Source organism: Actinoplanes sp. CA-030573 (assembly GCF_050951115.1).
Lineage (GTDB): Bacteria > Actinomycetota > Actinomycetes > Mycobacteriales > Micromonosporaceae > Actinoplanes.
The window spans coordinates 307,916-331,965 of the sequence record NZ_CP192038.1 but is presented as its reverse complement, the minus strand read 5'-3'; the positions used below and the strand labels follow the sequence as shown (position 1 = coordinate 331,965).

Here is a 24,050-nt window from a genome sequence, read left to right as displayed (position 1 = left end):
AGGTGGTCGTGGGACTACTCGGCGCCGCGATGATGACCAGCGTCGGGGCCTCGTTCCCGGCGATGGCGTCGGCGGCCCCACCGGCGGAACCGGCTCCAGCGGCGAAAGCCGGAAGTGATGCCCCACCGATCGACGATCTGCCCAACCCGTTGGAGGACAAGCGCCGCGCGCTGCGCGAGCAGGCGGTGTCCGATGTGGTCAGCGGCAAGGCCAAGGCGGTCGACCGCAACGGCAGCACGGTCGTCAAGGTCGGCCGCACCCAGGGCAACGGCGGCACCAACCGCGGCCGCGGCAAGGACCAGTACGTCGAGCTCGCCCGGCAGCGCACCGACCGGATCTTCGTGATCCTGGCCGAGTTCGGCGACGAGCGTGACCCGCGCTTCCCCGACCGGGACACCAACCCGGCCGTGGCCGGCCCGTCGACGTACTCGGGGCCGCTGAACAACCAGATCCCGGCGCCCGACCGCACCGTGGACAACACGACGGTCTGGCAGGCCGACTACTCGGCCGACCACTACCGGCAGCTGTACTTCGGCACCGGCAAGAACACCGAGTCGCTGAAGACCTACTTCGAGACCCAGTCGTCCGGCCGCTACAGCGTCGACGGCGAGGTCACCGACTGGGTCAAGGTCAAGTACAACGAGGCCCGGTACGGCCGCTCGACCGACGACCCGAAGGACGCCAACGGCGACGACCCGAACGTCTGCGCCGGCCACGTCTGCAACACGACGTGGGACCTGGTACGCGACGCCGCCAACCAGTGGGTCGCCGATCAGGAGGCCGCGGGCCGGACCCAGGCGCAGATCACCGCCGACCTGAAGTCGATGGACCAGTACGACCGGTACGACTTCGACGGTGACGGCGACTTCAACGAGCCGGACGGCTACATCGACCACTTCCAGATCGTCCACGCGGGCGGCGACGAGGCCGACGGCGACCCGCAGCAGGGCGAGGACGCCATCTGGAGCCACCGCTGGTACGCGTACGGCACCGACATCGGCGTGACCGGTCCGGCCACCAACCGGCTCGGTGGCACCCAGATCGGCGACACCGGCATCTGGATCGGCGACTACACGATCCAGCCCGAGAACGGTGGGCTGAGCGTCTTCACCCACGAGTACACCCACGACCTCGGCCTGCCGGACGACTACGACACCAGCGGCCTCGGCGACAACAGCAACGAATACTGGACGCTGATGGCGCAGAGCCGCCTCAACGCCAAGGGTGAGCCGCTCGGCAGCCGCCCCGGCGACCTCGGCGCGTGGAACAAGCTCCAGCTCGGCTGGCTCGACTACACGAAGGTCAAGGCGGGCGAGAAGAAGATCGTCAACCTCGGCCCCGAGGAGTTCAACACCGCCAAGTCGCAGGCCGTCGTGGTGACCCTGCCCGACAAGGAGGTCACCTCCGACCTGGGCGCGCCGTACGCCGGAAGCAAGCAGTTCTTCTCCGGCAACGCCGACAACCTGGACAACTCCCTGACCAAGGAGCTGGACCTGACCGGCAAGACCACGGCGAGCGCGACCTTCAAGGCCCGCTATGCCATCGAGAAGGGCTACGACTACCTCTACGTCGAGGCCTCGACCGACGGCGGCGCCCACTGGACCCGGCTGAACGGCACGGTCGACGGCGCGGCCTTCCCGGTCGACGCCAGCAAGAACCCCGCGCTGAACGGCTCGACCGGCGGCAAGTGGGCCGACGTCGAGGTGCCGCTCAACGCGTACGCCGGTCAGAAGGTCACCTTCCGCCTGCACTACCTCTCCGACGGCGGCACGAACGACGGCGGCTTCTTCGGCGACGACATCACGATCTCGGCCGACGGCACGCCGCTGGTCACTGACGGCGCCGAGGGCGACAGCGCCTTCACGCTGGACGGCTTCACGATCGTCGGCGCCACCCGGACCGACCTGTTCCCCGGCTACTACATCGCCGGCAACCGCAGCTACACGTCGTACGACAAGTACCTGGCGACCGGGCCGTACAACTTCGGCTGGCCGTCGACCAAGCCGGACTACGTGGAGCACTACAACTACCAGACCGGTCTGCTGATCTCGTACTGGGACACCTCGCAGGCCGACAACAACACCAACGAGCACCCCGGTGAGGGTCGCAACCTCTACATCGACGCGCACCCGAAGCCGTTCAACAACGTCAACGGCGTGCCGTTCCGGTCCCGCATCCAGGTCTACGACGCACCGTTCGGCCTGTACCCGACCGACGGCATGCTGCTGCACGTGGACGGCAAGCCGTCGCCGGTGTGGCCGCAGTTCGGCAACCCGCTCTTCAACGACAAGGGCAAGTACTTCTACGACGAGCTGCCCAACCACGGCGTCAAGCTGCCGGCGGTCGGCGTGAAGATCGGTGTGCTCAGCCAGAACGGCACCTCGATGACGGTCGCGGTCTCCTGATCACGACGCACCAGCGACGACGCCCGGGGATCCTGCTCCCCGGGCGTCGCCCCTTTCCGGTTCCGGGGAACGTCGCGGTCCGTCGTGGCGTCCCATTCCCCATGAGGTACGCGCTGACCGCCGCCCTGCTCATCCTGGTGTCCGGATGCGCGTCTCCCGCGTCTTCTTTGCCTCCGGTAAGTCCGACATCGGCGGCGGGGTCGACCGACAGCCACCCGCCGAACGATCCGTCCGACCTGATCAAGCCCCGGGACTACATCGTGGGCACGGTGACGGCCGGTGGAACCGGGCCCTGCTACGGCCTGGAGACCGACGACGGCAAGCAGTATGCGTTGCACTCGACGGCCGGGATCGAACTGACAAAAGGCACGAGAATCAAGATCAAGACACAGGCGGCGCGCGTACGCATCGACTGCGGTCCCGGAATGCTGTTGGAATTGATCTCGGCCGAACCCCTGCGCTGACCGGTTCCGGGCTAGTCTGTCCGCCGCGGAACACTCACGGGGGTAGCCGGTGCGCAAGTCCTTGCCGCTCGTCGCGGTCGTCGCGGCGACGTTCCTCTCCGGCTGCACGGTGGATCCGTCGACCGCACCGCCGGACACCATCGCCGCCCCGGTCTCGCCCGCGCTCGCGCCGTCGACCCCGGCGGTCACCGGGCCCGCGACACTTCCTCCCACCGTGACCGGAAATGGCCTCGGGCAGGCGCCCCCGGCCGCCGCGCCGGCCCACACCCCGACCCGGCGGCCGGGACCGGTCCCGCCGTCCCGCCGGCCCACCCCGCCGGTCGAGGCCGTGCGCGCCGGCTGGATCACCGCCACCGTCACCCGCGGCGGATCCGGTCCCTGCTTCGGTTTCCAGGCCACGGACGGCGAGGCGTACGCGGTCTATTCGTCCGCCTCGCTGAAGCTCACCGCCGGCGAACGGGTACGCGCCCGGATCACGCCCGGATCGACGCCCGTCTCCTGCGGCACCGGCCGTCCGGCCCGCCTGGAACACGTCCAACTCGCCGGGTGAGACGCCGGGGCGGCTCGGATTCGTGGCGACCGCCTAGTCTTGGTGCATGGTTGACGAGTCGTGTGTCCTGGTGGAGGGTCCCTGGACGCACCGTTTCGTCGGCGCGAACGGCAGCCGCTTCCACGTCGTCGAGGCCGGCACCGGCCCGCTCGTGCTGTTCCTGCACGGCTTTCCCGAGTTCTGGTGGGCCTGGCACGACATCATGATGCGGGTGGCCGACGCCGGTTTCCGCGCGGTCGCGATCGATCTGCGCGGCTACGGCGCCAGCGACAAGCCGCCGCGGGGCTACGACGGATACACGATGGCCGCCGACGTCACCGGCCTGATCCGCGCCCTCGGCGAGCGCTCGGCGATGATCGTCGGGGCCGGCGCCGGCGGCATGATCGGCTGGGCCGCGGCCGCCTTCCACCCCAAGCTGGTCAGCCGGCTCGTGGTGCTGGGCGCCGCGCACCCGCTTCGTCTGCGCGCCGCCCTCTTCGCCGACCCGCGCGGCCAGCTCAGCGCCTCCTCGACGGTGCTGCGCTTCCAGGTCCCGCGCTACGAGCACGTCCTGACCCGCGACGACGCGGCCCTGGTCGGCGAGCTGATGACACAGTGGACCGGTCCGGAGTGGAGGGAGACTCCGGAGTTCGCCGACTACGTGGCCCGCTGCCGCCAGGCGATGCAGATTCCGCAGGCCGCGTTCTGCGCCCTGGAGGCGTACCGCTGGGTCGCCCGCAGCGCGCTTCGCCTGCAGGGCTACCGGTTCGTCAAGCTCATGCAGCACCCGCTGATCACGCCGACGCTGCAGCTGCACGGCGCGCTCGACACGGCCACGCTGCCCCGCACGGCGCAGGGCTCGGGCCGCTACGTGATCGCGCCGTACGAGTGGCGCCTGATCCCGGACGCCGGCCACTTCCTGCACCAGGAGGCGGCCGACGTGGTGACCGGCGAGGTGTTGCGCTGGCTCAAGACGCCGTAGCGTCCTGGGCTCAGATGCGCTGCTCGTGCAGGTCGAGGACCTCGTTGGCGGGCGCCCACGCCTGGTAGACGCCGAAGTCGAACTCCTCGAGGCCGAGCTGACGCGCGACCGGGGCCCGCCCGCCGGTGTACTCGACCCGGAACCAGTTGTCGGCCTCGGCCAGCACCAGGAACGGCGCGCCGCGCCAGGTGCAGGTCGTGCGCACGTAGACCAGCTCGTCGTACTCCTCCGGGGTCAGCACCCGCACGTAGCGGCCGGGCTTGACCTCGTCGAAGCCGTCGGCCGGCTGGGTCGTGTAGATCCGCACGTTGTCGCCGTCCGGAACCGCGTCGTACTCCCGGCCCTGCCACGTCACGACGTACCCGTCGCGCATCACTGCTCACCCACCCGGCGCCACTGCGGTCCGTCGTTGTCGAAGATCGCGACCATGTGCTCGCTGCCGTCGGCGTCGATGCGCCACAGCTGCGCGCCATGCGGCAGCCGCACACTGTCCACCTTGAACTCGGCGATCACGTCCCGGCCCTCGCCCGGCGCGAAACCGTTGCCCCGGAACGGCGCCCGCTCGATCACCCAGCCGTCCATCGCCTTCAGCGCCTGCTCGTTCTGGCCGCCGTAAGGGATTCGGTACAGGCTGGGGCGATAGGCGGGCCAACGGAGGACGTACGCCTCCTTGGCGTCACCCTGGTGCGGCGACCCCTCGTAGGTGAGGCCCAGCGCACCGAACAGCTCGCCCGGCGTACGCAAGTGCTCCACCTCGGTCGCCCGGTGCACGAAGCCGGCGACCCGGTCGTACCCGCGCTCGAGGTAGAAATCGACCTGCTCCGGCGGAACCGTCTTCTGCATGACGGTCGCGTGCTGAGCGTCGTCGTTGGCCGGTGCCGGGGCCGGAACCGGCTCGCCCGGCTCGTCACCGTGCTCCGGGTCGAGGCCGGCCTCGGCCGCCCAGCTGGCCAGTGCGATGACCTGCGGTCCGGGGTACTTGGCGCCGACCGGCGTGCCCGGGTTGACCGCGAACGACCACTCCGGGTCCGGCCAGTTCCGGATGAGCTCGTAGAACCGGACGCTGACCGTCCGGGTCGGCTCGGCGAAGTGCTCGGCGAGACGATCCTTGCTGGTGAAGACGACCAGGAACCGCTCGCCCTCGGCGTCCTCGGTGCGGAACGCGAACCCCGACTCCCCGGGCGCGCTGCCCGGCCGCGAGTGGTGCGCGACCGGCACGAGCACGGTGGCGAGAAGCAGCGTGGAGAGGAACTGGTCGGTGCTGTGCGCGCCGGCCGCGTCCAGAAGGTCCCGCTCGACGTCGTTGGCCGGAACGAACGGCTCACCCACCGGCTCGGCCGGCGGAGGCGGCGCCGCCGGACCGCCAGGCCGCACGCCCGCCGCCGCAACCGGAGCGGCCGCGCCACGAACTTCGAGCGGCGGCGTCGCACCGAGGCGAGCGGGCCGGTCACTGCCCGGCGCCCCCGGAATAACCGGCGGCGCGAGCCCCGCACGTCCCGCACCCGGCGCAACGGGCGCCGCGGATCCGGCCTGCGCGCCGTAAGCCGCAGGTCCGCCCGGCGCACCGTAGGGCGCGGGTCCAGCCGGCGCGCCGTAGGGCGCGGGTCCAGCCGGCACCTCGTGGGCCGCGGGTCCGGCCGCCGCCCCGTAGGCCGCGGGTCCGGCCGCCGCCCCGTAGGCCGCGGGTCCAGCCGGCACCTCGTGGGCCGCGGGTCCGGCCGCCGCCCCGTAGGCCGCGGGTCCGGCCGCCGCCCCGTAGGCCGCGGGTCCGGCCGGCGTGCCGGGCGCGAAGGGCGCGTTGGGCGTGGCCGGCACACCGGGCGCGGCAGGTCCCTCCGGCGCGCCCGACGCGCCGGGCGCGGCCGGTGCGGCAGCTTGCGCGGCGGCGGTGGCGGCCCGCTCGGCCGGAGTCTTGAACGCCGGGAACGACGTCATGGGCGCCGGTTCAGCCGACGCAGCGGCCTGCCGGCGGGGCAGCGGCGTCCCGAAGCCGGGCGCCGGCTGATCGGTGCCGCGCTGAGCGCCCGCGGCCTGCGGCGAGGCCGGCCCTTGCGGGAAGCCACCCCCGGCAGCGTCCCCGGCCGGGAACCCACCGCGACCGGCGGCATCCGGCCCGAAGCCACCACGCGCGGCCTCGTCCTGCGGCGAGTGACGGTGGGGAAGCTCGGGCAACGCGGGCGCGGAGGGGACGCCCAGGCGCGGGTCGTAAGGCTGCTCGGCCGGGCTGCCGGCGAGATGCTCCGGCACCGGCGGCGTGTTGGCCATCGGGGTGCGCACGGGAAGCGGCCCGTTCGGGTCCTGCAGCGGGCCGCGCGGGTCACCACCGGGCACCGAACCCGGCCACCCACCCGCCGCGTCGCCCGGAATCGAGGGCGGGCGATACGCCGGCGGCACCGGAAGCGCGGCCGGTGCCGGGACCACCGGGCCTGGGCCGGCGAAACCGGTGGGGCCGGAAGCGGGCGCCGCGGACGTGGGAGACGCCGAGCCGGGCGTGGCCGACGTCGGAGTGCGCGAGGGAAGGCCGCTCGGCATGACGGCGCCCGGCGTTCGGATCGGAAGGCCACCCGGGCCGATCTGCGGTGCGCCCTGGGCGGCGGGAGACTGCGCGCCGTATGGGGGCGGCGGGGTGGAGCCGGGCCGGGCGGGAGCCGGCGGGGCCGAGGCCGGGCGGCTGGCCGCGGGCGGAGCCGAAGTGGGCCAAGCGGCGCCCGAGGGCGGGGCCGACGCAGGACGGGTCGCGCCAAAGGGCGGAGCGGAAGCGGAAGCCGCGGGCGGGGCTGAAGCGGAAGCCGCGGGCGGGGCGGAGGCGGAAGCAGCGGGCGGGGCCGAGGCGGGACCGGCCGTGGCGGCGGGGGCGGACGCCAGGCGTCCGGGGGCAGGCGGGCCGGACGTCGGGTGGCCCGGTGCCGGTGGGGCCGAAGCGGGCGCCGAGGCGGCATCGGGCTGGGGCTCGTCGGCGGCCGGCATCTGGGGCATACGCGACGCGGCGGCGGCCTGTGCGTAGCCGGCGGGCGCGCCGCTCAGGGTGGACGCCGAGAAGGAAGGCGCCGGAGATGTGGTCGGCGGGGCGCTCGTGGGCTGCGGGTAACCGGCCGCCGCGGCGGCGGGAATGCCGGCGGGAGGCGCGCTGGTGGGCTGCGGATAACCGGCGGCGGCCGAGGCCGGGAATCCGGCGGCGGCCGAGGCCGGGAATCCGGCGGCGGCCGAGGCCGGGAATCCGGCGGCGGCCGAGGCCGGGAATCCGGCGGCGGCCGAGGCCGGGAAACCGGTTGGCTGCGGATACCCAGCCGGCTGCGGGACGGCGGCCGGCGAGCTCCCCGGCTGCTGGGCGGCGGCCGGCGAGCTCCCCGGCTGCTGGGCGGCGGCCGGCGAATTCACGGGCTGCGAGGCGGCGGGCGAGCTTGCGGGCGGCGCGGCGGCGGCCGGCGAGCTCGCGGGCTGCTGGGCGGCGGCCTCGTCCTTCTTCGCCACGGCGGCGTTGGCGGCCATCGCGGCGGAGTGCAGGTCCTGGATGCGCGCGGGGCTGGGCGGCTTCTCGCGGCCGGGGCCGCGGGTCGGCAACCTCAGGTCGCCGCGGGAGAGCTGGGCCACGAACCACGCCGGCAGATATCCCTCGATCGGCAGGCCGGGGTTGACCGCCAGCCACCACTCGAGGTTGGGCCAGGTGTTGGCCAGCTCGCCGTACGGCACCCGCCGCGCCGAGCCGTTGTAGTCGGCCAGGCATGACTGCATGGCCGCCGGGGACGTGAATGCGAGGACATGCGTGCGGCCGCCGGTGCTCCACGTGCCCCAGCCGAGCGGCGACAGCCCCTGCAGGGCGTCCGCCGAGACCGGCAGGAGCAGGTCAACGCCGGCGAGAATGCGGAAGTACGACTCCTGGTCGTCCGTGCGCAACGCATCCCGCATCGCGACCTCGGCGTCCGTAGCCGGTTCCCACTCGGACACGTCCACCTCTCCCCACCGCGCGACGAGGCCATCTCAACGCGTACAACCTACAAGGTCAGGCGGCGATCACAATGGGCGGCGTTGCGCTGACGGTCAAGTCGTCGCCGACGGCCCCGTTTCGGTTGCGGGACGCGATCAGCCAAGTACTGATCGTAGCCGTAATGGCCTATTCGACCAGTACGCGTTCGGGGGACACGAACGGCGAAAGAACGGACCAAACGGAAACGGCCGGCCCAACCTCGAGGGCTGAACCGGCCGTTCCGTCGCGTCGCGGGCGCGCGCTCACGTGAAGCGCTGGGTCGCCTGCTTCTCGGTCTGGATGTAGTCCTGGGTCGACTGCTCGACGGCGGACTTGATGTTCTGCAGGATCTGCGTGAGGTCCTGCGAAGCGGCCTGCCACTTGGCCTGGCGAGCCGCGTACGCCTCCTTGGCCGCGCCGTCCCAGGTCTCCACCAGCGGACCGGCGTCACGCGAGAGCTGGTCGAGCTGGCTCTGCATGGTGCTGATGGCCTTGTTGATGTCGCCGGTCGCCTGCTGCAGGGCGCCGAAGTTGACGAGAAGCATTCCGTCACTCATGTATATCGACTCTCCTCGTCTCGGCTCAGAGCGGCAGCGAGAAGCTGCCGCCGCTGCTGGAAAGCTTGCTGGCGGCGTCCGTGTCGGTCGTGTCGTAGCCGGTCGCCGACCCGCGGATCGACTCGGCGGTCTCCGACAGAGCCTGGTTGAGGCTCTTGAGGTCGGCCGCGTACTGCGCCTTGACCTGTTCGAACGCCTGCGCGCCGAGGCCCTTCCAGGTGCTCTGGAGGCTCGACAGCTCGTTCATGAGCGTGCTCAGCATCTGCTGAAGCTGGTCGTTGACCGTGTCGAACTTCGCGGCGGTCTGCGCCATCACCGCGGATTCAGCTCGCGTCTGGGCCACCCCGGACGTCACCCCGCTTTCTTGTTCGTCGCCGAGACACCGGCATCCCTTGTGGACAGGCCCATCGGCCCTCGGCGTATCGACGTAGGCCACCACGTTAACCCGGCCGCGCAAAGCGTGGGGGGCGGCCCGTGATCGGCCAACTACTGTTCTTCTATGTCGCCGACGGTAGCGACCCGGGTCAATCCGCGATAGCCCGGGATAGCAACCTGTGGATAACCTCGCACCCCCTACGGCGGCTCGGGGGGCCCTACGATAGGCCACGACGTGGCGGAATGCAGCCGGAAGGACGAGCAACGGTGACGGTGGGCGTGGCTGGCGACCGGGATTACCGCGACCTGACCGGCGGCGCCAAGCTACCGAAGGTCAACACCCGGCCCGTTCGGCACGGCCGTCTGCTCGGCATCCGCGGGAGCCAGTGGATCGGCACCCAGGTCGCCGCGGCCGCCCTGCTGATCGGCGCGATCAACGGCGCGATCGGCCTCGCCATCGGCGCCGTCGTCGCCTTCGTCGTGCTCGCGCTGACCTGGCTGCGTCTGCGCGGCCGCTGGGTCTTCGAGTGGATCGGCGTCGCGTTGCGCTACAGCGGCCGGCGGCACGCCGCTCCGGGCGGGCCGGCCACGCTGTCGCTGCTCGAGTTCGTGGCGCCCGGCTCGCGCGTCGAGCAGACCGACCTGGCCGGCGACCCGGCCGCCGTGATCGTCGATGGCAACGGGCTCACCGCGGTGCTCGAGCTCGGCGACCCGGCCGGTCTGCTGGCCGAGGAGTCGGCCACGCTGCCCTCGCCGGCCACCCTGCTGCCGCCGACCGGGCCCGACCAGCCGCCGGTGCTGATCCAGCTGCTGCTGAGCGGTGCGCCCGCGCCGTCGATCCGGGCCGGCGCCGGCACCCCGGCCAACTCCTACCGCCAGCTCACCGAGGGCCGCCTGCTCGGCCACAGCCGGGCCCTGCTCGCGGTGCGGGTGCTGCGCGCCGAGGGCTTCGCCGAGGACGAGCTCCGCCGTACGCTCTCGGGCCTGGTCCGCAAGATGACCCGGCGCCTGTCGACCGCGCCGGCCCGCCCCCTCGGCGAGGCGGCGGCGCTGCGGGTGCTGGCCGAGATCGCGCACGACGAGGGCGCCGCGGCGGCCCAGGAGTCGTGGCCCGGCCTCCGCCTCGGCGGCCTCGTCCAGGCCACCTTCCAGCTGCGCCGCTGGCCCGACACCCGGATCGAGACGTCCCGCCGGCTGGTCCCCCGCATGCTCACGCTGCCGGCCGCGGCGACCACGGTCTCGCTGACCGCCGGGCCGCGCCCCGCGCACGGCTCCACCCCGATCGAGATGACCGTGCGGCTGGCCGCCCCCGACGCCGGCTCGCTCGGCGCGGCCACCCAGGCGCTGCGCAAGGTGGTGTCGGCCGAGCACGCGCAGATCCGCCGGCTCGACGGCGAGCACCTGCGCGGTCTCGCCGCCACCCTGCCGCTCGGCGGCTCGCCCACCGGCGTGCCGGGCCTGCCGCCCGACCTGCACCCGGCCGAGCGCAGCGACGGCATGCTGCTGCCGGTCGGCACCTCGGGCCTGATGCTCGGCCGCAACCGGCACGGCAACCCGGTGGTGATCCGCCTGTTCCGTCCCGAGCAGACCCGCGCGCTGCTGGTCGGCGGCGTCCGGGCGGCCCAGCTGATCTCGATGCGGGCGATGGCGCTCGGCGCCCGGGTGGTGGTCCAGACCGCCCGGCCCCAGGCGTGGGAGCCGTTCGTACGCGGCGCGGCCGTCCCCGGCGAGGCGATCGCCGTCGTGCCACCGGGCCGGGCCATCGAGATCGCTCCCGGCTCGGCCCTGCACCCGCTGCTGGTCGTCGTCGACGTCGGCCCGGTCGGCGCCGACACCCGCCCGGGCGCCGGCTGGCAGGCCACGCTCGTGGTCCGCGACGACTTCGGCGCCGCCGACGTCGACGTGGCTTCCCGGGCCGACCTGCTCCTGTTGCAGCCGCTGCGGCCGGAGGAGGCGACGCTGCTCGGCGGCGCACTCGGCCTCGGCGAGGTGGCGCAGTGGATGACCCGGATCCGGCCCGACATGGTGGGCGTGGTCAACCGGCGGGCGGTCCGGTGGGCGGCGCTGGCCGAGACCCCCATCGAGGGCCAGCTGATCGGCGCTCCGACGCGCTGATCATCGAGGGCGCGGTGGGGCGACAAGATTGGCATGATCGTGACACCATCCGGTGCCATGGGAATCCTCATCCGGCTGGTGATCACGGCCGTCTCGCTGTGGATCTCGACGCTCCTGGTCAGCGGGATCACGGTCGAGACCGACTCCGTTCCGAAGAAGATCGGAACGCTGCTGGCCGTCGCGGTCATCTTCGGCATCGTCAACGCGGTGCTCCGGCCGATCATCAAGGTCGTCGGCTGCGGCCTCTACGTCCTGACGCTGGGCCTGATCGCGCTCGTCGTGAACGGCCTGCTCTTCCTGCTGACCAGCTGGATCGCGGACCAGCTCGACCTGCCCTTCCACGTCGACGGCTTCTGGAGCGCGGTTCTCGGCGCCCTGATCGTCGGCGTGGTGAGCTGGCTGCTGAACATGCTGGTTCCCGACGGCGACGACTGATCGCCCGCAGCTGGACAGCATTCGCCGGGCCGCCCGCTCGATCACGCGCGGGCGGCCTTCGCGTTGCGTGAGCCTTGCCATATGCAAGGACCGTGCGGCGGGCTAACCCTTACCGTGGGGGCATGAGCGAGGAGCGGCGCGGATATCTGTACGGCCTGGCGGCGTACGTCCTCTGGGGTTTCTTCCCGATCTATTTCAAGCTGCTCAAGCCCGCCTCGCCGCTCGAGATCCTGGCCCACCGGGTGATCTGGTCGGTGCTCTTCGTCAGCCTGCTCCTGGCGGCGGCCCGCAATTGGCGGTTCCTGGCCCGCATCGTGCGCTCGCCACGGCTCTTCGGCGGGATCGCGGCCGCCGCCGTGCTCATCGCCGTGAACTGGGGCACCTACATCTACGGCGTCAACTCGTCGCGGGTCGTCGAGACGGCGCTGGGCTACTTCATCACCCCGCTCGTGCTGGTGCTGCTCGGGGTGACGGTGCAGCGCGAGCGGCTGCGCTCCTGGCAGTGGATCGCCGTCGCGATCGGCGGCCTGGCCGTCGTGGTGCTGACCGTCGACTACGGCCGCCTGCCCTACATCGCGCTGCTGCTGGCCGCCAGCTTCGGCACCTACAGCCTGGTCAAGAAGCGGCTCCAGCTGCCACCGGCCGAGGGCCTGTTCGTCGAGTCGGCGGTGCTGGCCGTCCCGGCGCTGATCTACGTGGGCTGGCTGACCGTGGCCGGCCATGCCCACTTCGGCCACGAGGGCGCCACCCACACGGTGCTGATGATCCTCGCCGGCGTCGCCACCGCGGTGCCGCTGCTGCTGTTCGCGGCCAGCGCCAACCGGGTGCCGATGGTCGGCATCGGGATCCTGCAGTACGTTGCGCCGATCATCCAGCTCGCCTGCGGCCTCTTCCTCTTCCACGAACCGATGCCGCCGGCCCGGCTGGCCGGCTTCGGGCTGGTCTGGATCGCGCTGATCATCTTCACCGCGGACGCGCTGCGGCAGCGCCGACGGACGGCGACCGGTCCGGCGGCCGCCACCGCCGAGCCGGTCGACGCCCTACCGACCCGCTGACCCGGAATCAGGAGGTCAGGGGACGTCGTAGGCCAGCATGACCCGGCCGTCGGCGCGTACGAGCTCCAGCCGGCTGATGTTGCCCTTGCCGAAGTGGGTGAAGCCCTGCATCGGGAACTCGCCGCCGGGGCTCGCGTCCCAGGAGCCGATCTGCTCCTGCTCGTTGTCCCGGCCGTACGCGATGAGCCGGAAGGTCGCCTTGTCCTTGGCCTCGTCGCTGTAGGCGCACTTGAGCTCGGCCTTGGTGCCGCCGGCCGTGGTGGTCAGCCGCAGCGTGGCCGAGACCGGCGAGGCCGCGTCCACCCGGGTCATCGCCACCGCGGGACCGGCCGGCGCGGTGCCCGGCACCGACGTGTCGCGGGTCCAGGCGAGCACGCCGATGCCGATGAGACCCACGAGGATGACGGCCGCCACGGTGCTCATCACCCGTACGCCCAGGTTCTTGCGCCTCCGGCCGCGCCCCGCCGCCGGCGCCGCCATGTCCCGCAGCGAGGCGCCCGGGTGATCGGCCGTCAGCGAGGGGTCGAGGAGCTTGGCGAACTCCTTGGCGTCCAGCCGGGACAGAAGGTCGGGCAGCGTCGAGATGTCGGCGACCGCCTCGCGGCAGAAGGAGCAGGTGGCCAGGTGCCGTTCGTAGGCGGCGCGCTCGGCCGGCGAGAGGGCGCCCAGCACATACGCGCCGTCATCATGCTCGTGCTCGCAGTGCACCCCGTCACCACCCTCCGCTGACCTCCCGCGTGCACCCTGTCTTACGGGGCTCGGCGGCCGGAGGTTCAACGGAGGTTTAGACGGGCTGGTCAGGCGGTGGCCGACTCCCCGGCGGACAGGGCCTCGGCCACGTTGCGCGCGGCCGAGGTCAACTTGGCCCGTACGACCCGAGCCGAGGTGAGCATCTCGGCCGCCGGCAGCGAGCAGGCCAGCACCAGCCGGCGCTCGATGTCGCGGTCGGCCACCACCAGCACGGCGGCGCAGGCCAGGCCTTGCCGGAACTGGCCCATCTCGATCTGCATGCCGCGCCGCTCGCCGGCCGCGAGATCGGCCTCGAGCGCGTCCGAGGTGATCAGAGTGGCCGGCGTGAACTGGCGCATGCCGTAGTCGCGCAGGTATCGTGCCCGCTGGTCGGGGGTCAGCGTGGCCAGCAGCGCCTTGCCCAGCGCGGTGGCGTGGCCGCCCTCGTCGAAGCCGGGCGCCATGTCGTCGACGAACGGCGAGCGGGCGCCCTCGGCCGAGGCGGTCACCGCGATCCGCCCGCCGACGAAGCGGCCGAGGTAGTGGGTGTAGCCGGTGTCGAGGGCGGCGCGACGCAACGCCTCGCCGACCGCGGGCGGGCCACGGAAGGCGGAGACGAGCTCACGGTACCGATCGGCGATCTCCAGCCCGACGATGTACGTGCCGTCCTCCCGACGGATCACGTAGCCCTCGTAGGCCAAAGTGCGCACGAGGTGGTACGTCGTCGCGACGGTCAACTCGCACCGTCGCGCTATCTGCTTCACGGTGAGTCCGCGCGGGGCCCGGCCGACCGACTCGAGGACGCGCAACGCGCGTGACACGCTCCGAATCAGATCGGACGGCTCCGCCAGGGGGTCGCGCACAGCTACCTCCGACGCCAGGGACTTACACCATATGAATAATCTTCCGCCGACGGAATGCCAAAAGCCATGTGGATCACGATCGATTTGCACGACGCGTGTGGTCATTTACACCGAACGCGCTCGGATGCATTCTGCCGCCGTGGCCGGCGGTCGATGGCCAAACCCAAGATCCATCGACGCCGCAATGCATCGACCAGCATGAACATGGTCCGGCGGCACCGACCACGCGGCACCGGGAACGTGGCGACGACCGCGCTCGCGGCGATCTGCCCGATCGATTGATGATCTTCGATTTTTTACGAGCTCAGCTCGTCCGGTCGGCGATGAAGTCGCACAGCGCCTCCATCGCGCGCCGGGCCTCGCCGGCGGGCAGGGGCGCCAGCCGGGCGCGCGCCTCCTCGGCGTAGGTCCGCACGGTCTCGCGTGCCCGCTTCATCGCGGCCGAGTCGCGCAGCAGCCCGAGCGCCTCGGCGTGCAGGGCGTCGTCGGTGATCGGCCCGGTCGCCAGGATCTCGCGCAGCCGCACCGCGGACGCGTCGGTGTCGTCGCCGGCCAGCGCGTAGAGCACCGGCAGCGTCGGCACGCCCTCGCGCAGGTCGGTGCCGGGCGTCTTGCCCGACTGGTCGGACTCGGAGGCGATGTCGAGCAGGTCGTCGGAGAGCTGGAACGCGATGCCGATGGTCTCGCCGTAGCCCGCGAGGGCCTCGACGTGGTCGGCCGGGGCGCCCGAGAAGAGCCCGCCGAATCGCGCCGAGGTGGCGATCAGCGAGGCCGTCTTCTCCTCGATGACGTGCAGGTAGTGCTCGATCGGGTCGGCATCGCGCGGGCCCACGGTCTCGGCGATCTGCCCGTGCACCAGCCGGGCGAACGTGCGGGCCTGCAGGTGGACGGCCTCCGGGCCGAGCGAGGCGGCGATGTCGGCGGCCCGGGCGAACAGGTAGTCGCCGACCAGGATCGCCACCGAGTTGCCCCAGCGTGAGTTGGCACTGGGCGCGCCGCGTCGCACCGGCGCCTCGTCCATGACGTCGTCGTGGTAGAGCGTCGCCAGGTGGGTCAGCTCCACCACGTTCGCCGCCGCGACGATCTCGGGCGCCTGGGGGTTGCCGAACTGCGCCCCGAGCGCCACGAGCAGCGGACGGAACCGTTTGCCACCGGCATCGGCGAGATGCCGCGCAGCCTCGGCCACCAACGGATCGGCGCTGGCCACGTTCGCCCGCAGCGCCTCCTCCACAGCGGCCAGCGTCGCCGTGACCGACGCATCGACCTCCGGGTCGATGTCGAGGCCGAGCGACGACAGCGTCATGTCACCGGTGCTCACCACGGTTTCACGATGCCATACGAGCCGCGCGCTTTCCGTGCCAGGGGTCGCCGCTGCAAGATCAAAATCAAATTCCCGCGCCCGTACGCCCGGAGCACCGTCCCCCGCCCGATCATTTCCAGCCACGCACGGCCGCCACGAACGCCTCCGGGTTGTCCAGCATGATGTTGTGCCCACAGTCCGGCACCGCGACCACCTCGACCCCCGCCGCCACCAGCCCCGCCACGTCGTCCGGCGCGGCGCCGGCCGGATGCAGGTAGGCCCGGGGTATTTCCAGTCCCACCAGCAGCTCCCGCATGCTCGGCGTGGTGCCGCGTCCGAGGTGGAGCGCCGACCGGTAGAGCGCCTCGGGCCCGGCCAGCCGCATCGTCGCGGCCCAGTGCCGCCCGACCCGGCGCAGATGCCGTTCGCGCCCGTCTCCGTGCACGAACTCGTCCTCGGTCCACCGCGCCGCGATCCCGCGATGCCCCGGCGGGTAGGGGTCGAGGTTCGCGTCCACCAGCAGAAGCCGCCCCACCAGCCGGGGATGCCGCGCGGCCAGCACGATCGCGACCGCCCCGCCCATCGAATGCCCGATCACCTCGGCGTCGCGCACGCCCGCGACGTCGAGCGCGGTGGCCACCCAGTCCGCGTGGTCCTCGAGCGTGTAGCCGGCGTCGACCGGCCGGTCGCTGATCCCGTGCCCGAGCAGATCGACCAACAGGCTGCGCCGCCCGACCAGCGTGGGGTCCGCCACCGCCGCCGCGAAGTAGGGCGCCGACGACGCGCCCAGCCCGTGCAGATAGACCCGGGCCGGCTCCGCCCCCGCGATCTCGACCCACCGGATCCGGCTCCCGTCCGGCCGCACCTTCGCTTCCCGCATTCCGCCCTCCCCGCTTCCTCGCCTTGAGGCTCGCCGATCATTTCCGGCCACAGCTTCCACTCAGTCTCCGGGCCCGATCACCCGCACTCCGGGCCAGCGCGCCCCCGGACGGAGCCGAGCCAGCCGGGTCCGTGCCTGCTCGACGCCGACCCGCCGTGCGTTGGGCCGCCAGACGCCGTTCAGCAGGTCGTCGACCCCGAGCGGCGCGCAGACCCGGAGGCGGTCACCGGCGTCGAGCCGGACGGCCACCGCGGTCGCCGTCTCGGGCCAGGTCGCGATCCCGTCGGCGGTCGACACCAGCGGCTCGACCGGGTCGCCGGGAAACACCTCGTGGTACCAGGTGTGCACGGCGGCCTGGTTGGTCGCCTCCCACGGGACGGCCGGCTCGCGGGCCGCCAGGAGCTCGGTGGCCGTCCGATCCCGCTGCCGGCTCAGATCGGCCGCATCGAAGAACGCCACGTCCACGTCGCGCACCTCGGCAGGCCGGAAGCCGGAGCCGTAGCGCTCGCCCCACACCAGGTCGCGCAGCGCCCCGGCGCCGACCCAGGCGTCGGGCAGCCCGGCATCGCGGACGACGCGCAGGACGCCCACGAACCACTCGCACCGCGCCACGATGGCGACCAGCTCGTCCATCGGCCCTCCGGAAGAAACGGAAGAGCCCCGGCCGTCGCGGCCGGGGCCCTTCCACGTGCGCCCTTTGGTCAGCGGACGAACTGCGCCGCGTCTCGGGTCAGGTCGATCAGCGGTGCCGGGACGATGCCCAGCGCCAGGGTGGCCAGGACGCCGATGGCCAGGGCCGCCGACGTCAGGAAGCCCGGGATGGAGACCGTCGGGGTGGACTCGCCCGGCTCGCTCAGCCAGAGCATCACGACGACCCGCAGGTACGGGAAGGCGATCAGCATGCTGGTGATCACGCCGAAGATGACCAGCCAGGTCTGCCCGCCCTCGATCGCGGCCCCGAAGACCGCGAACTTACTGGTGAAACCGCTGGTCAGCGGGATGCCGGCGAAAGCGAGCAGGATGAAGGTGAACGCCGCGGCGAAGAGCGGGCTCTTGCGCCCGAGGCCCGCCCACCGGGAAAGGTGGGTGGCCTCGCCGTCGGCGTCGCGCACCAGGGTCACGATGCCGAACGCGGCGAGCACCGAGAAGCCGTACGCGACCAGGTAGAACATCGAGCTGCTCAGGCCCTCCTTGTTGAGCGCGAGCACACCGACCAGGACATAGCCCGCGTTCGCAATCGAAGAGTAGGCGAGCAGCCGCTTCATGTCGGTCTGCGTCACCGCGAGCACCGCGCCGACCAGCATCGTCAGGACCGCGATCACGCCGAGCACCGGCTGGAAGTCCCAGCGGACGCCCTCGAAGGCGACGTAAAGGATCCGGAGCAGGGCACCGAACGCCGCGACCTTCGTGCAGGCTGCCATCAGCGCCGTGATCGGGGTCGGCGCGCCCTGGTAGACGTCCGGCGTCCAGACGTGGAACGGCGCGAGGGCCGCCTTGAAGAGCAGGCCGATTGCCAGCATCGCCAGCCCGGCGTACAGAAGCACCTGGCTCTTGTTCGGCGCCGCCACCGCGGTGTGCACCGCGTTGAGCGAGATGCCGCCCGAGAAGCCGTAGATGAGCGCCACGCCGAACAGGAAGAACGCCGAGGCGTACGAGCCGAGCAGGAAGTACTTGAGCGCCGCTTCCTGGCTGAGCAGACGACGCCGCCGGGCAAGCGCGCACAGCAGGTAGAGCGGCAGCGAGAGCACCTCGAGCGCGACGAACATGGTCAGCAGGTCGTTCGCCGAGACGAACAGCAACATGCCGCCGAGCGAGAACAGAGTCAGCGGATAGACCTCGGTGGCGCCCGGCTGATCGCCCGCCTGTCGCAGGTCCTTCTGCGAGCCGACGGTGATCGCGGCCTGGGAGACGAACGGGCCGCCCCGCTCGATCGACCGTTCGCCGATCAGCATCAGCGAGACCGCGCCCAGCACCAGGATCGAACCCTGCAGGAACAGGGTGGGCCCGTCCACGGCCACCGCGCCGCCGATTGTCACCACTCGCTTGTGGTGCTGGGCGATCACGACGACGAGCGCCGCGATGATCGCCAAGAACGACAGCGCCAGCTGGACGACATTGCGCGACCGGCGCGGAACCAGCGCCTCGACGAGGACGCCGACGCAGGCCACCCCGAAGAGAATCAGCATCGGCGCCAGCGCCGCATAGTCGATGGCAGGAAGTTTGAGATCTTCCATGGCTAGCGAGCCCCTCCATTGGCGGTGACCGCCGTCGGGCCTGGATCTTGGGTACCGACGTCATGCATGGTCGCCTGGACCGCCGGGTTGATCACATCGGTGACCGGCTTCGGGTAGAAGCCGAGCAGGATCAGCAGGAGGATCAGCGGCGCGACCACGACCTTCTCCCGCAGGGTGATGTCCTTGCGCATGGCCGGCACCTCTTCGAGGGCCGGGTTCAAGGTGCCCTGGGTGGTCCGCTGGACCATCCAGAGGACGTACGCGGCGGCGAGGATGATGCCCAGCGTCGCGATGACGGCGTACGCCTTGTGCACCGTGAACGTGCCGATCAGCACCAGGAACTCGCTGATGAACGGCGCCGTGCCGGGCAGCGCCAGCGAGGCGAGACCGGCGAAGAACAGCACCCCGGCCAGCACCGGCGTCAGCTTGCCGGCGCCACCGAAGTCGCTCACCAGGTTGGACTGGCGGCGAGCGACGTACATGCCGACCACGATGAACAGCAGGCCGGTGGCCAGGCCGTGGTTGACCATGTAGAGCACCGAGCCGGTCCCCGCCTGCGTGGTGAAGGCGAAGATGCCGATGCCGATGAAGCCGAAGTGCGCGATCGACGTGTAAGAGACGAGCCGCTTGAGGTCGTTCTGCCCGACCGCGAGCAGTGCCGCGTAGATGATGCCGATGACCGCCAGCACCAGGGCCGCCGGCGCGAACCAGCGGGACGCCTCCGGGAACAGCGGGAGGCAGTAGCGCAGGATGCCGAAGGTGCCGACCTTGTCCATGACGCCGACCAGCAGCGCGGCCGCACCGGCCGGGGCGGCGCCACCGGCGTCCGGCAGCCAGGTGTGGAACGGGAAGAACGGCGCCTTGATCGCGAAGGCCACGAAGAAGCCGAGGAACAGCCAGCGGGCCGTGTTCTGGTCGATCGAGCTCACCGACTGGACCAGCTTGGTGAAGTCGAACGTGTGCCCGCCGACGACCCAGAGGCCGATCACGGCGGCCAGCATGAACAGACCGCCGACCAGGCTGTAGAGGAAGAACTTGACCGCCGCGTACTGCCGGCGGGGCCCGCCGAACGACCCGATGATGAAGTACATCGGGATCAGCATGACCTCGAAGAACACGTAGAAGAGGAAGACGTCGGCGGCCGCGAAGACGCCGATCATCGTGAACTCGAAGGCCAGCAGCAGCGCGAAGTAGGTCGGCGCCGACCGCTTGCTCTGGTCCACGTCGTGCCAGGAGGCCAGGATCACGACCGGGGTCAGCACCGCGATCAGCATCAGCATGACGAGCGCGATGCCGTCGGCCGCGAACGTGAACCGGGCGTCCCACGAGGGAATCCAGGCGTACGACTCGTGGAACTGGAACCGGTCGCCGTCGACCTTGAAGGCCACCCACATGAAGACGCTGAGCACCAGCACCACGAGCGACCAGACGAGCGCCACCGTCTTGGCGAGCTCGGCCTTGCGCCGCGGGATCAGGCCGACCACGATCGCGCCCACCAGCGGCAGGAGCGTCAGGATCGACAGAAACGGGAAGTCGCTCATGCCAGCCACCCCAACTGGATCGCGAGGAAGGCGCCCAGCACGAGCACGACGCCGGTGAGCATGGAGAGGGCGTACGAGCGGACGAAGCCGGTCTGCAGTCTTCGTAGCCGGCCGGAGCTGCCGCCGACACCGGCCGCGATCCCGTTGACCAGGCCGTCGATGCCCTTGTTGTCGAGGTAGACCAGCGCCCGGGTCAGGTAGATGCCGGGCCGCTCGAACACCGCCTCGTTGAACGCGTCGGTGTAGAGGTTGCGCCGGGCCGCCGTGACCACCGCGCCGGCCGGCTGCTCCTGCAGCGCCGTGCCCTTGCGGAAGAGCGCGATGGCGATCAGCGCGCCGGCGACCGAGAACACGATGCCGAGCACCAGGATCAACCACTTCGACATGACCGGCTCGCCCTCGCCCTCCCCGGTGACCGGCTCCAGCCAGCCGGGGATGCTCGTCGAGAGCAGGTAGCCGGCGACGATCGAGCCGAGCGCCAGGAGCATCAGCGGCACGGTCATGATGTACGGCGACTCGTGCGGGTGCTTGTTGTCCTCGGTGTAGCGCTCCGGCCCGTGGAACGTCAGCCAGAACAGCCGGGTCATGTAGAACGCGGTCAGGCCGGCGCCGATCAGCGCGGCCCAGCCGAACAGCCAGGACGTCCAGTCACCGCGGGCGAAGGCGGCCTCGATGATCGGGTCCTTGGAGAAGAAGCCGGACAGCGGCGGGATGCCGATGATCGCGAGCCAGCCCATCATGAAGGTGAGCCAGGTCCAGCGCATGTACTTGCTCAGGCCGCCGAACCGCCGGATGTCGACCTGGTCGTGCATGCCGTGCATGACCGAGCCGGCGCCGAGGAACATGTTGGCCTTGAAGAAGCCGTGCGCCAGCAGGTGGATGATGGCCAGCGCGTACGCCCCGCCGCCGAGCCCGACGCCGAGGAACATGTACCCGATCTGGCTGACCGTCGACCAGGCCAGGACCCGCTTGATGTCGTCCTTCGCGGCGCCGATGATGCAGCCCATCAGCAGGGTGAGCGCGCCGACGCAGCACACGATCAGCTGCAGCGTGGTGTTCGCCGAGAAGATGTAGTTGGAGCGGGCGATCAGGTAGACGCCGGCGGTGACCATGGTCGCCGCGTGGATCAGGGCCGACACCGGGGTCGGGCCCTCCATCGCGTCCGGCAACCAGGCCTGCAGCGGGAACTGACCGGACTTGCCGGCGGCGCCGAGCAGCAGCAGGATGCCGAGGATCAGCACGGTGGTCGCGGAGAGCGAGCCGACCCCGTTGAAGACCTCTTTGTAGTTCGTGGTGCCGAGCGTGGCGAACATCAGGAAGATGCCGATGGCCAGGCCGGCGTCGCCGACCCGGTTCATCAGGAACGCCTTCTTGCCGGCCGTGGCCGCCGACGGGCGGGTGTACCAGAAGGAGATCAGCAGGTACGAGGCGAGACCCACGCCCTCCCAGCCGAAGTACAGCATCACGTAGTTGTTGCCGAGAACCAGCAGCAACATCGCCGCGACGAAGAGGTTGAAGTAGCCGAAGAACTTACGGCGTCCCGGGTCGTGCTCCATGTAGCCGACCGCGTACAGGTGGATCAGCGAGCCGACGCCCGTGATCAGCAGGACGAAGACGCCGGACAGCGGGTCGAAGAGCAGGCCGAAATCGACATGCAGCTTGCCCACGGCGATGAAGTCCCACAAGCTCAGCTCGGCCGAGCGGTGCTCGGCGTCCAGGCCGCCGAGCTTGATGAAGAAGATCAGCCCAAGCACGAAGGTGGCCGCCACCGCGAGGACGCCGAGCCAGTGTCCCCACTTGTCGGCCCGCTTTCCGAGGAGCAGCAGGACCGCGGCGCTGGCAAGCGGAATGGCTACCAACAGCCAGATTCCGCCCAACACTCCCGTCGCGTGGGCATACTCCACTGTCTGTTCCACAGGAAGGCCCCTTTAGTACTTAAGAAGGTTCGCGTCGTCGACGCTCGCCGAGCGTCGAGTACGGAAGATCGACATGATGATGGCGAGGCCCACCACGACCTCGGCCGCCGCGACGACCATCACGAAGAACGAGATGATCTGGCCGTCGAGGCTGCCGTTGATCCGGCTGAAGGTGACCAGCGCCAGGTTCGCCGCGTTGAGCATGAGCTCGATGCACATGAACAGCACGATGGCGTTCCGGCGGATGAGGACCCCGGCGGCGCCGATGGTGAACAGGATCGCCGCCAGGACCAGGTAGTAGTCGACAGTCACTTTTCTGTTCCCTTCGGAGCCACCTCGGAGGCGGACAGCTCCCGCACGGGCAGGATCGGCGAGATGCTCCGCTCGGACCCGTTGCCGTCCGGCAGCCGGGCCGGCGCGGCCACCGACATCGTGTTGGCGTAGACACCCGGACCGGGCTTGGCGCCCGGGTAGTTGCCGGGGCGGAAGCGCTCGGTCATGCGGGTGAGCTGGTCGCGGATGTCGGACTTGGCCCGCTCGACGTGCGCCAGCACCATCGCGCCGACCGCCGCCGTGATCAGCAGGGCCGACGTGACCTCGAACGCGAAGACGTAGCGCGTGAACAGCAGCCGGGCCAGGCCCTGCACGTTGCCGTTCGCGTTGGCCGCGGTCAGGCCGACCACCGGGGTGTCGCCGAGCGACCGGGCCAGGCCGGTGCCGATCAGGATCGCGAAGCCGACGCCGAGCACGATCGCCGCGACCCGCTGGCCGCGCAAGGTCTCGATCAGCGAGTCCGACGCGTCCCGGCCGACCAGCATCAGCACGAACAGGAACAGCATCATGATCGCGCCGGTGTAGACGATGATCTGCACCATGCCGAGGAACGGCGCCGAGTTGACCACGTACAGGAAGCCCAGGCACAGCATGGTCAGCACGAGCCAGAGCGCGGAGTGCACCGCGTTGCGGGCGATCACCATGCCGAGCGCGCCGATCACCGCGAGCGAGCCGAGGATCCAGAAGGCCCAGGCCTCACCGGTGGACACGTGGGTCATCGGACGACCTCCTTGGGCTGGTCGGCGGCGTCCTCGCGGCGGCGGGTGCCGGCCGTCTCGGCCCGGTCGCCCGGCTGTGCCGGGTCCGAGGCGTCGTGCGAGCCCGCGTCGGACCACGGCGCGCGCTCGGCCCCGGCCGACGTGCCCGGGTTGGTCAGCGCGCCGACGTAGTAGTCCTTGTCGGTCTCGCCCAGGCGCATCGGGTGCGGCGGCTGCTCCATGCCCGGCAGCAGCGGCGCCAGCAGCTCCTTCTTCGTGAAGATCAGGTCCTGCCGGCTGTCGCGGGCCAGCTCGTACTCGTTGCTCATGGTCAGCGAACGGGTCGGGCAGGCCTCGATGCACAGGCCGCAGAAGATGCAGCGCGCGTAGTTGATCTGGTAGATCTTCGCGTACCGCTCACCGGGCGAGAACCGCTGCTCGTCGGTGTTGTCGCCGCCCTCGACGTAGATCGCGTCGGCCGGGCAGGCCCAGGCGCACAGCTCGCACCCGATGCACTTCTCGAGGCCGTCCGGGTGCCGGTTGAGGATGTGCCGCCCGTGGTAGCGCGGCGCCGGCGTCGGCGGGGAGAACGGGTAGTCGGTGGTGATGACCTTGCGGAACATGTGCGCGAAGGTCACCCCGAAGCCCTTGAAGGAGCCCGTGAACGTCCCCACG

Annotated in this window: 22 protein-coding genes; 7 read left to right on the top strand and 15 right to left on the bottom strand. The window is 71.2% G+C overall.

What is annotated here, in order from left to right:
* Nucleotides 1-8: 8 nt before the first annotated feature.
* The 4 genes from ACQP2F_RS01530 to ACQP2F_RS01515 all read left to right on the top strand — a co-directional run bounded on the left by ACQP2F_RS01530 (nt 9) and on the right by ACQP2F_RS01515 (nt 4,380).
* A complete protein-coding gene (locus tag ACQP2F_RS01530) occupies nt 9-2,405 on the top strand; it encodes an immune inhibitor A domain-containing protein (protein WP_433307297.1) in 2,397 nt (798 codons plus the stop codon).
* A 101-nt stretch (nt 2,406-2,506) separates the two neighbouring features.
* Nucleotides 2,507-2,869 carry a hypothetical protein gene (locus tag ACQP2F_RS01525; RefSeq protein WP_433299898.1) on the top strand — a complete coding sequence of 121 codons (363 nt, stop codon included), beginning with the start codon at nt 2,507-2,509 and terminating at the stop codon, nt 2,867-2,869.
* Nucleotides 2,870-2,918: 49 nt separating this feature from the next.
* Entirely contained in the window at nt 2,919-3,419 is a 501-nt protein-coding gene (locus ACQP2F_RS01520) for a hypothetical protein (RefSeq protein ID WP_433299897.1), read from the top strand.
* 46 nt (nt 3,420-3,465) lie between these two features.
* On the top strand, nt 3,466-4,380 hold the full coding sequence (locus tag ACQP2F_RS01515) for an alpha/beta fold hydrolase (protein ID WP_433299896.1): 915 nt from the start codon (nt 3,466-3,468) through the stop codon (nt 4,378-4,380).
* A 10-nt stretch (nt 4,381-4,390) separates the two neighbouring features.
* Here the strand turns inward: ACQP2F_RS01515 and ACQP2F_RS01510 are convergent, their stop codons facing one another.
* The 4 genes from ACQP2F_RS01510 to ACQP2F_RS01495 form a co-directional block, all read right to left on the bottom strand.
* Nucleotides 4,391-4,753 (bottom strand): hypothetical protein, encoded by a 363-nt coding sequence (locus ACQP2F_RS01510; protein WP_433299895.1) that lies wholly within the window; start codon nt 4,751-4,753, stop codon nt 4,391-4,393.
* On the bottom strand, nt 4,753-8,325 hold the full coding sequence (locus ACQP2F_RS01505) for an SseB family protein (RefSeq protein ID WP_433299894.1): 3,573 nt from the start codon (nt 8,323-8,325) through the stop codon (nt 4,753-4,755). Before ACQP2F_RS01505 ends, ACQP2F_RS01510 begins: the two co-directional genes overlap by 1 nt.
* A 282-nt stretch (nt 8,326-8,607) precedes the next feature.
* Nucleotides 8,608-8,901 carry a WXG100 family type VII secretion target gene (locus tag ACQP2F_RS01500; protein WP_433299893.1) on the bottom strand — a complete coding sequence of 98 codons (294 nt, stop codon included), beginning with the start codon at nt 8,899-8,901 and terminating at the stop codon, nt 8,608-8,610.
* Between the two features lie 25 nt (nt 8,902-8,926).
* Complete coding sequence (locus ACQP2F_RS01495; protein ID WP_433299892.1) at nt 8,927-9,256, bottom strand: WXG100 family type VII secretion target; 330 nt, start codon at nt 9,254-9,256, stop codon at nt 8,927-8,929.
* A gap of 287 nt (nt 9,257-9,543) precedes the next feature.
* Between ACQP2F_RS01495 and eccE the strand changes: the two genes are divergently transcribed.
* The 3 genes from eccE to rarD all read left to right on the top strand — a co-directional run bounded on the left by eccE (nt 9,544) and on the right by rarD (nt 12,881).
* Entirely contained in the window at nt 9,544-11,391 is a 1,848-nt protein-coding gene (gene eccE / locus ACQP2F_RS01490; RefSeq protein WP_433299891.1) for a type VII secretion protein EccE, read from the top strand.
* 57 nt (nt 11,392-11,448) lie between these two features.
* A complete protein-coding gene (locus ACQP2F_RS01485; RefSeq protein WP_433299890.1) occupies nt 11,449-11,826 on the top strand; it encodes a phage holin family protein in 378 nt (125 codons plus the stop codon).
* A 122-nt stretch (nt 11,827-11,948) separates the two neighbouring features.
* On the top strand, nt 11,949-12,881 hold the full coding sequence (gene rarD, locus ACQP2F_RS01480) for an EamA family transporter RarD (protein ID WP_433299889.1): 933 nt from the start codon (nt 11,949-11,951) through the stop codon (nt 12,879-12,881).
* Nucleotides 12,882-12,896: 15 nt separating this feature from the next.
* Here the strand turns inward: rarD and ACQP2F_RS01475 are convergent, their stop codons facing one another.
* From ACQP2F_RS01475 to nuoI, 11 genes are all read right to left on the bottom strand, one after another.
* The gene (locus ACQP2F_RS01475) at nt 12,897-13,589 is read right to left on the bottom strand and encodes an anti-sigma factor family protein (RefSeq protein WP_433299888.1); all 693 of its coding nucleotides are present in this window, start codon (nt 13,587-13,589) and stop codon (nt 12,897-12,899) included.
* An 89-nt stretch (nt 13,590-13,678) separates the two neighbouring features.
* Nucleotides 13,679-14,473 carry an IclR family transcriptional regulator gene (locus tag ACQP2F_RS01470; RefSeq protein ID WP_433299887.1) on the bottom strand — a complete coding sequence of 265 codons (795 nt, stop codon included), beginning with the start codon at nt 14,471-14,473 and terminating at the stop codon, nt 13,679-13,681.
* Nucleotides 14,474-14,777: 304 nt separating this feature from the next.
* Nucleotides 14,778-15,776, bottom strand: coding sequence for a polyprenyl synthetase family protein (locus tag ACQP2F_RS01465; RefSeq protein WP_433307295.1), 999 nt, complete (start codon nt 15,774-15,776; stop codon nt 14,778-14,780).
* Nucleotides 15,777-15,903: 127 nt separating this feature from the next.
* Nucleotides 15,904-16,653 (bottom strand): alpha/beta fold hydrolase, encoded by a 750-nt coding sequence (locus ACQP2F_RS01460; RefSeq protein ID WP_433299886.1) that lies wholly within the window; start codon nt 16,651-16,653, stop codon nt 15,904-15,906.
* 60 nt (nt 16,654-16,713) lie between these two features.
* Nucleotides 16,714-17,286 (bottom strand): nucleotidyltransferase family protein, encoded by a 573-nt coding sequence (locus tag ACQP2F_RS01455; RefSeq protein ID WP_433299885.1) that lies wholly within the window; start codon nt 17,284-17,286, stop codon nt 16,714-16,716.
* 68 nt (nt 17,287-17,354) lie between these two features.
* The gene (gene nuoN, locus ACQP2F_RS01450; RefSeq protein ID WP_433299884.1) at nt 17,355-18,887 is read right to left on the bottom strand and encodes an NADH-quinone oxidoreductase subunit NuoN; all 1,533 of its coding nucleotides are present in this window, start codon (nt 18,885-18,887) and stop codon (nt 17,355-17,357) included.
* Nucleotides 18,888-18,889: 2 nt separating this feature from the next.
* Nucleotides 18,890-20,428, bottom strand: a complete 1,539-nt coding sequence (locus ACQP2F_RS01445) for an NADH-quinone oxidoreductase subunit M (RefSeq protein ID WP_433299883.1) — start codon at nt 20,426-20,428, stop codon at nt 18,890-18,892.
* Nucleotides 20,425-22,344 (bottom strand): NADH-quinone oxidoreductase subunit L, encoded by a 1,920-nt coding sequence (gene nuoL, locus ACQP2F_RS01440; protein ID WP_433299882.1) that lies wholly within the window; start codon nt 22,342-22,344, stop codon nt 20,425-20,427. Before nuoL ends, ACQP2F_RS01445 begins: the two co-directional genes overlap by 4 nt.
* A 12-nt stretch (nt 22,345-22,356) precedes the next feature.
* On the bottom strand, nt 22,357-22,656 hold the full coding sequence (gene nuoK, locus ACQP2F_RS01435; RefSeq protein ID WP_433299881.1) for an NADH-quinone oxidoreductase subunit NuoK: 300 nt from the start codon (nt 22,654-22,656) through the stop codon (nt 22,357-22,359).
* On the bottom strand, nt 22,653-23,396 hold the full coding sequence (locus ACQP2F_RS01430) for an NADH-quinone oxidoreductase subunit J (protein WP_433299880.1): 744 nt from the start codon (nt 23,394-23,396) through the stop codon (nt 22,653-22,655). The genes nuoK and ACQP2F_RS01430 overlap by 4 nt, the downstream gene beginning before the upstream one ends.
* On the bottom strand, nt 23,393-24,049 hold the full coding sequence (gene nuoI, locus ACQP2F_RS01425) for an NADH-quinone oxidoreductase subunit NuoI (RefSeq protein WP_433299879.1): 657 nt from the start codon (nt 24,047-24,049) through the stop codon (nt 23,393-23,395). Before nuoI ends, ACQP2F_RS01430 begins: the two co-directional genes overlap by 4 nt.
* Nucleotide 24,050 lies beyond the last annotated feature (1 nt).